Origin of the sequence: Thiohalocapsa sp., assembly GCF_019695415.1 — a bacterium.
In the GTDB taxonomy this organism is placed as follows: Bacteria; Pseudomonadota; Gammaproteobacteria; order Chromatiales; family Chromatiaceae; genus Thiohalocapsa.
Genome location: NZ_JAIFKJ010000202.1, coordinates 5,392 through 12,363 on the forward strand (window position 1 = coordinate 5,392; position 6,972 = coordinate 12,363).

At 67.1% G+C, this 6,972-nt stretch carries 6 protein-coding genes and 2 pseudogenes; 6 read left to right on the forward strand and 2 right to left on the reverse strand.

The genetic code is table 11. The features are described from left to right. From I6U14_RS05755 to I6U14_RS05770, 4 genes and pseudogenes are all read left to right on the forward strand, one after another. A pseudogene (locus tag I6U14_RS05755) lies at positions 1 to 461 on the forward strand (hypothetical protein); the annotation flags it as partial. 254 nt (positions 462 to 715) lie between these two features. Beyond that, a complete protein-coding gene (locus I6U14_RS05760; protein WP_296897620.1) occupies positions 716 to 1,552 on the forward strand; it encodes a right-handed parallel beta-helix repeat-containing protein in 837 nt (278 codons plus the stop codon). Positions 1,553 to 1,641: 89 nt separating this feature from the next. Continuing rightward, the gene (locus tag I6U14_RS05765) at positions 1,642 to 2,631 is read left to right on the forward strand and encodes a DnaJ C-terminal domain-containing protein (protein WP_296897621.1); all 990 of its coding nucleotides are present in this window, start codon (positions 1,642 to 1,644) and stop codon (positions 2,629 to 2,631) included. Between the two features lie 3 nt (positions 2,632 to 2,634). After that, positions 2,635 to 2,973 carry a chaperone modulator CbpM gene (locus tag I6U14_RS05770; RefSeq protein WP_296897622.1) on the forward strand — a complete coding sequence of 113 codons (339 nt, stop codon included), beginning with the start codon at positions 2,635 to 2,637 and terminating at the stop codon, positions 2,971 to 2,973. A gap of 20 nt (positions 2,974 to 2,993) precedes the next feature. Here the strand turns inward: I6U14_RS05770 and gatA are convergent, their stop codons facing one another. After that, on the reverse strand, positions 2,994 to 4,448 hold the full coding sequence (gatA, locus tag I6U14_RS05775) for an Asp-tRNA(Asn)/Glu-tRNA(Gln) amidotransferase subunit GatA (protein ID WP_296897623.1): 1,455 nt from the start codon (positions 4,446 to 4,448) through the stop codon (positions 2,994 to 2,996). A gap of 53 nt (positions 4,449 to 4,501) precedes the next feature. After that, positions 4,502 to 4,789: an Asp-tRNA(Asn)/Glu-tRNA(Gln) amidotransferase subunit GatC gene (gene gatC, locus I6U14_RS05780; RefSeq protein WP_296897625.1), complete on the reverse strand. Its 288-nt coding sequence runs from the start codon at positions 4,787 to 4,789 to the stop codon at positions 4,502 to 4,504. Between the two features lie 280 nt (positions 4,790 to 5,069). Between gatC and mltB the strand changes: the two genes are divergently transcribed. Together mltB and I6U14_RS05790 are read left to right on the forward strand one after the other, a co-directional pair. After that, on the forward strand, positions 5,070 to 6,170 hold the full coding sequence (gene mltB / locus I6U14_RS05785; protein WP_296897627.1) for a lytic murein transglycosylase B: 1,101 nt from the start codon (positions 5,070 to 5,072) through the stop codon (positions 6,168 to 6,170). Between the two features lie 91 nt (positions 6,171 to 6,261). Beyond that, a pseudogene (locus I6U14_RS05790) lies at positions 6,262 to 6,729 on the forward strand (septal ring lytic transglycosylase RlpA family protein); the annotation flags it as partial. Positions 6,730 to 6,972 lie beyond the last annotated feature (243 nt).

Here is a 6,972-nt window from a genome sequence, read left to right on the forward strand (position 1 = left end):
CGGTCTTCGTCGGGTTGTTGTGGTGTGTGGCGGTGTGGTGGTGCTGGTGTGTCGTTGTCTGTGGCCGCCAGGGGTGCGCCTGCGTGCGGGTGCGTGCCCTGCTTGCCTGGTGCAGGCTTGAGGTCCTGGATCTTCGGATCATGCAGGGGTCCGGTGGCGGTGCCGACGCGGCGCAGACGCCGACCACCGAGCGTTGCCGCGAGGCCCGCTCCGCGCCCGATTTTGCGGCCTGCAGGAGCCTCGCCGCCGGTGGCGATAGCCGCTGCCGGGACCTGGTGCGCCGAGTCTGCGGTGCCGACAATGCCTGCGCCGATACCCAGGCCTGCGACGCGGCCCGCCAGCTCATGGCGCTGGAGACCGAGGAGCGCCTCGCCCTGGAGGACCCGACCGCGCTCTCCGGGACCGGACGGCAGTGTGTGGAAGCCATGCACAATGACTTCTTCACCCCCTGCCGGCGCTGACACGGCGCGCGTACAGGTGCACAATCGCGCCCCTCCAGATTGTTCATGGTGAGTTTCGCGCAGCCTGCGCCAAACAGTCATGGTGGACCGCTGCAGTGCCGCAACCGGAGGTATGAGTGATGTTGGCTGACTGCAGAAGCGCGTGGGCGTTTCGCCCCGCGTTGGTCGTGTTGGTCTTCGCGCTCTTTTCAGTCATACATGTCCCGCCGTCTGCGGCGCGCGTGCTCCGTGTTGGTCCTGAGGAGGCGCTAAAGGTGCCGAGCGCAGCGGCGCGGGTGGCCAAGGCCGGCGACACGGTGGAGATCGTCGGGGGTGAGTACCTCGGCGACGTGGCCGTCTGGCGTCAGGATCGGCTCACCCTGCGCGGCGTGGGCGGGCGCCCGCACCTGCGGGCCGCGGGGAAGGCCGCTGAGGGTAAGGCCATCTGGGTCATCAAGGGCGACGATGTGCTGGTGGAGAACATCGAGATGTCCGGCACCCGTGTGCCAGGCTTCGCCGGCGCCGGCATCCGCGCCGAGGGGGGGAAGCTTACGCTGCGCGGCGTGCACTTCCATGATCACCAGATGGGCATCCTTACCAACCACAACCCACGCGGTCAGCTTGTCATTATTGACTCAGAATTCAATCACAACATCGTCGACTACGAGCGCCACGGTCGCCTGGGACACAACATCTACGTCGGCCGCATCGCCAGCTTCGAGCTGCGCGGCAGCCATGTGCATGGCGCCGTCACTGGCCATCAGGTGAAGACCCGGGCGCGGAAGAACACGATCGTTGGCAACCGCATCGTCGACGGCGACGGCGGCGCCAGCTACCTCATCGACCTGTCCGAGGGCGGTGAGTCCATCATCCGTGACAACCTGCTGCGCAAGAGCGAGCGCGCGGACAACAACGCCGCCATCTCCTATATGCCAGAAGGCGACAGGTCGCGGCGCGGCACGCTGTTCGTCGGCGGTAACCTGTTCGAGAGCGAAGGCGCCATGCCCGTGGTCTTCGTGCGCAACTTTGCCGAGAACGCCGAGGCCGTCCTCAGCAATAACGTGCTGCGCGGCAATGTGACGCCGCTCGAAGGTCGCGGGCGGGTGCGCTGAGCGCGCACGCAAGCGACGCACGTGCGTCGTGCCCTGACCGCCAGGGGGTTTAGAATGTGGGCTGACGGGCCATCCAGCGCGAGGTCACGGTGGAATACAAGGACTACTACAAGATCCTCGGTGTCGCCCGCGACGCCACCCAGGACGACATCAAGCGCGCCTATCGCAAGCTCGCGCGCAAGTACCATCCGGACGTGAGCAAGGAGCCGGATGCGGAGCAGCGCTTCAAGGAGGTCAACGAGGCCAATGAGGTGCTGAAAGACCCCGAGAAGCGCGCCCAGTACGATGCCCTTGGCACCGGCTGGCACGCCGGCGACGAGTTCCGTCCGCCGCCCGGCTACGGAGCCGGTGGCGACGGTCGGCGTTGGCAGCGTGCGGAGCGCATGTCGCCAGAAGAGGCGGCGCAGTTCAGCGACTTCTTCTCCAGCATCTTCGGCGATCTCGGCGGCATGAGGGGCGGCGGCATGGGCGGTGACGGCGGCTTTGGCGGTCGCGCCGGGGGCTTCGCGTCCCGCGGCTCGGATCAAACGGCGCGGGTGCGTATCTCGCTGGAGGACGCCTACCACGGCGCGACCCGACAGCTCAGCCTGGAGGTGCCGGAGATCGACGCCAAGGGCCGCGTCTCCAGCCGCACCCGCACGCTCAATGTGCGCATCCCCGCCGGCGTCACCGAGGGCCAGCAGATCCGGCTCGCCGGGCAGGCCGGCGGCGGTGTGGGCGGTGGCGAGGCGGGCGACCTGTACCTGGAAGTGGAGTTCGCCCCGCATCCGTTGTTCCGCGCCGAGGGGCGGGATCTTCATCTACGCCTGCCCATTGCGCCTTGGGAGGCAGCCCTGGGCGCCACGGTGTCGGTGCCGACCCTGGGCGGCAAGGTGAGCCTCAAGGTCCCGGCAGGCGCCCAGAGCAATCAGCGCCTGCGGCTCAAGGGCCGCGGCCTGCCGGGCAAGACGCCGGGTGACACGTACGTGCAGCTCGAGATCGTCAACCCGCCGGCGACAGATGCAAGCGCTAAGGCTGCCTTCGAAGCCCTCGCCGAGCGCTTCAAGTCCTTCAATCCACGCGCCAAGCTGGGGGTCTGAGCCATGACGCAATCGCAAGCCGGCATCGAAGGCGAGCTGCTGGACGAGCAACGGGCGCTCAAGCTCGCCGAGCTGGCGCATGTCTGCGGGGTCAGTGTCGAGCAGGTCCACTCCATGGTCGCCGAGGGCATGTTGCAGCCGCGGGGCGCGGCCCCTGAGCAATGGGTGTTCCGCGGCGTGGAAGTCATCCGAGTGCGCCGTGCCGTGCGCCTGCAGCGGGACCTGGAGCTGAACCTGCCCGGCGCTGCGCTGGCGCTTGAGCTGATCGACGAGATCGAGCGCCTGCGATGCCGGGTGCGGCGACTGGAGCAGCACCTGGGTGCGTGGCAAGACGCCGACTGATGCGGGTCGACCCAGACTCCTTAGCCGAATTCAGCCGGTGCCGCCCGATGCCAGTCCGTCGCCTGCTGCAGCCGGTGGGCGACGTTAAGCAGGCGTCCTTCCGCGAAGTAATTGCCAATCATCTGCAGCCCCGCCGGCAGGCCGTCGACGGGGGCGACTGGCACCGAGAGCCCCGGCAGCCCCGCCAAGTTGGTGGCGATCGTGTAGATGTCGTTCAGGTACATGGCCACCGGGTCGTCGGTCTTGGCGCCGAGCCGGAACGCGGTGGTGGGGGTGGTGGGGCCCATGATGACGTCCACCTGCTCGAAGGCGCGGCGGAAGTCGTCGGCGATGAGCTGGCGGAGCTGCTGGGCCTTCAAGTAATAGGCGTCGTAATAGCCCGCCGAGAGCGCATAGGTGCCGATCATGATGCGCCGCTTCACCTCTGCGCCGAACCCCTCTGCGCGGCTGCGTTTGTACAGATCCTCCAGATCCCTCGGGGCCTCGCAGCGGTGGCCGTAGCGGACGCCGTCGAAGCGCGCCAGGTTCGATGAGCACTCCGCCGGGGCCACCACGTAGTACACGGGCACCGAGAGCGGCGCATTGGGCAGGCTGATGTCCACCAGGGTCGCGCCCTGCTGCTCCAGCTCCGCGAGGGCGCCGCGCACCGACGCATCGACGCCCGCCTCCAGTCCCTCGCCGAAATACTCCCGCGGTAGGCCGATGCGCAGGCCCCTGATGTCGTCTCCGAGGGTTGCGGCATAGTCCGGCACCGCCTCCTCGGCGCTGGTGGAGTCGCGAGCATCGAACCCCGCCATAGCCTGGAGCACTAGGGCCGCGTCCGCCGCCGAGCGTGCCAGCACCCCCGCCTGATCCAGGCTGGAGGCGAAGGCGATCATGCCGTAGCGCGAGCAGCGCCCATAGGTGGGCTTGATGCCGGTGGTGCCGCAGAAGGCGGCCGGCTGGCGGATGGAGCCCCCGGTGTCGGTGCCCGTGGCGGCGGCGCAGAGACCGGCCGCCACCGCTGCCGCGGAGCCGCCGGAGCTGCCGCCCGGGACGCGCGTTGTGTCCCAGGGATTGCGCACCGGGCCGTACCAGCTGGTCTCGTTGGAGGATCCCATGGCGAACTCGTCCATGTTGGCCTTGCCGAGCATGATTGTGCCCGCGCCGGCCAATCGCTCGACGATGGTGGCGTCGAAGGGCGGGACGAAGTTGTCCAGCATCCGCGAGCCGCAGCTGGTGCGCACGCCCTTGGTCAGAAAGATGTCCTTGTGGATGATCGGGATACCGGTGAGGGGTCCGGCATCGCCTGCGGCGAGGCGACGGTCGGCGGCGTCTGCAACGGTGAGCGCCATATCGTGGTCCACCGTGATGCAGCTGTTGAGTGCCGGGTCCAAGCGCTCGATTCGGTCGAGAAAGTGCGCGGTGAGCTCGCGGCTGGAGAAGCGCTTCTCGCGCAGGCCGGCGGCGAGGTCGGCAATGGGGAGGTCGTGCATGGGCGATGCTGGTAGGGTGGTTGGGCAGTGTCGGTCCTTTGGGGAGCGTGCGGCTACTCGATCACTTTGGGCACCAGGTAGAGACCGTCTTCGACCGCCGGCGCGATTGCCTGGAAGGCCTCGCGCTGGTTTGTCTCTGTGACGGCATCGGCGCGCATGCGCTGGGCCATGTGCAACGGGTGCGCCATGGGCTCCACACCGCTGGTATCCACAGCGTTCATCTGCTCCACCAGGTCGAGGATCTTCGACAGCTCTGCGGCGTAGGCTTCCAGATCGGTCTCCGCAACCTGCAGGCGGGCGAGGTGGGCGATCTTTACAACGTCTTTACTATCGAGGGCCATGACTTTGAGGCTTTGGGGCTGGGCGTTAAGGAAGCGCCGATTTATCGGAGCTTCCTGCGCGGGGCAAGATGTCCGGTTTTGGGCCAGGTGGCCAATCAATCGGTGTCTCGTCAAGCGTCAAGGCACAACGCTACCACACCGGCGCGCGGGCAGTAATGCAGCGGGCTCGCGCCGTCGCGTGTCCAAGCGCGGCGGCGTTGATGCTGTAGTCGAGCGAATCTTGGAGAAGAAAATGTTTTTAAAATAATCACTTCTAGAATATACTCAAAGTGCATTGTCAGTGCCTTCAGCCAACGTCGCCGCCGCCATGCAATCAAGCGCCAGTTTCACCGACGATTCGGCCCGGCCCCGGGCGTCGGTCATCCTGTCCATCGCCGCCGCTTCCCTGCTGGCGGCCACCGCGCAGGCCACCGCAGAAGCCCCACCGGCCTACACCGCCGGCAGCCGGGCATTCGTCGCCGACATGGCGGGCAGTCTCGGCTATGGCGCCGACGCGCTCGCCGCCCTCATGGCCGATGCCCGTTACCAGCAGGACATCATCGATGCCATGAATCGGCCCTACGAGGCGAAGCCGTGGCGCGAGTATCGGCAGCTCTTTGTGACGCCCGAGCGCATCGGCGGCGGCGCGGCCTTCCTGCGCGAGCATGCCGATCTGCTGCATCAGGTGGAGGCGGCTTATGGTGTGCCGCCCGAGATCGTCACCGCCATTGTCGGTATCGAGACCAACTACGGCGGCACCCTTGGCAGCCACCGGGTGCTGGACGCGCTCAGCACCCTCGGCTTTGCCTATCCCAGGCGGGCGGATTTCTTTCGCAAGGAGCTTGGCGAGTTCCTACGGCTGGCCCGGGAGGAGCAGGTCGATCCGCGGACCGCCAAGGGCTCCTACGCTGGCGCCGTCGGGATGCCCCAGTTCATCCCGTCGAGCTACCGAGCCTACGCCGTGGATTTCAACGGCGACGGCCGCCGGGACCTCTGGGACAGCCCGGCCGATGTCCTCGGCAGCGTCGGCAACTATCTGGCCCAGCACGGCTGGCGGCGCGACGCGCCGGTCGCCGCGCCGGCGCTGCTCACTGCCGGCCGGCCGGCCGGCATCCCGATTGCCGAGAAGCGTCCGGTGCGCCCCGAGCAGACGCTCGCGCAGCTGGCGGCGGCGGGGGTGGTGCCTGACGACGCGACGGGTGCAGACCAACCGGCCGCCGACAGCCGAGCGACCCTGCTGGCGCTGGACGGCGAGGATACCGAGTACTGGCTCGGCTTCGACAACTTCTACGCCATCACCCGCTACAACCATAGCAATCTCTACGCCATGGCGGCGTTCCAGCTGAGTCGGGAGATCGCGGCGCGCGCCGCCGAGGAGGACACCGACAATGCGGCACGCTGACCCGTCTATGAGGGCAGCGTCCGGCCGAACGACGGCGTGGTGCCGAACCTTGCCGCTGGCGTCCCCGACGCTGCTGGCCACGCTGCTGATCTTGTCGCCGCCGTTGCTCCTGACCGGGTGCGGCAGCAGCCCGAAGCAGGGTGTCGTTCGCATCGATGATATCGGCGGCGCAGAGCCGCGGGTCGAGCCCAAAGCGCGCTACGGCAACATGCACTCGTACGTGGTGTTCGGGCGGACCTACTATCCCAAAGCCACGAGTCGCGGCCATGTCGAGCGGGGCATCGCCTCCTGGTACGGCCCCAAGTTCCACGGGCGCAAGACCTCCAGTGGAGAGCGCTACGACATGCACCGCATGACCGCCGCCCATAAGACCCTGCCGTTACCCACCTATGCACTGGTGACCAACCTGGAGAACGGCCGCCACCTGATCGTGCGCATCAATGACCGCGGTCCCTTCGTCGGCGATCGCATCATCGATCTCTCCTATGCCGCCGCCAAGCAGCTCGGCATGGACAAGCAGGGCACCGCGCAGGTGCAGGTGACGTCCATCGACCCGCGCGACCACGACGGCAAGGTGCCCAAGACATTGCGCTTCGCCGAGGCTGAGCTGGCGCGCTACCGCTGTCCCTTATACAAATCTGACGCTGCCGACGACTCGAGAGGTGTAGGACCCGGTGGCCGCCGTATCGTCACACAAAACATTAGAACCATCTACCTCTGCCAGACAGCGTAGACGTGGACACACAATGAAACCCCGTGACAGTAAACAAAAAAGAAACACAATAACAAAACAATATAAGCA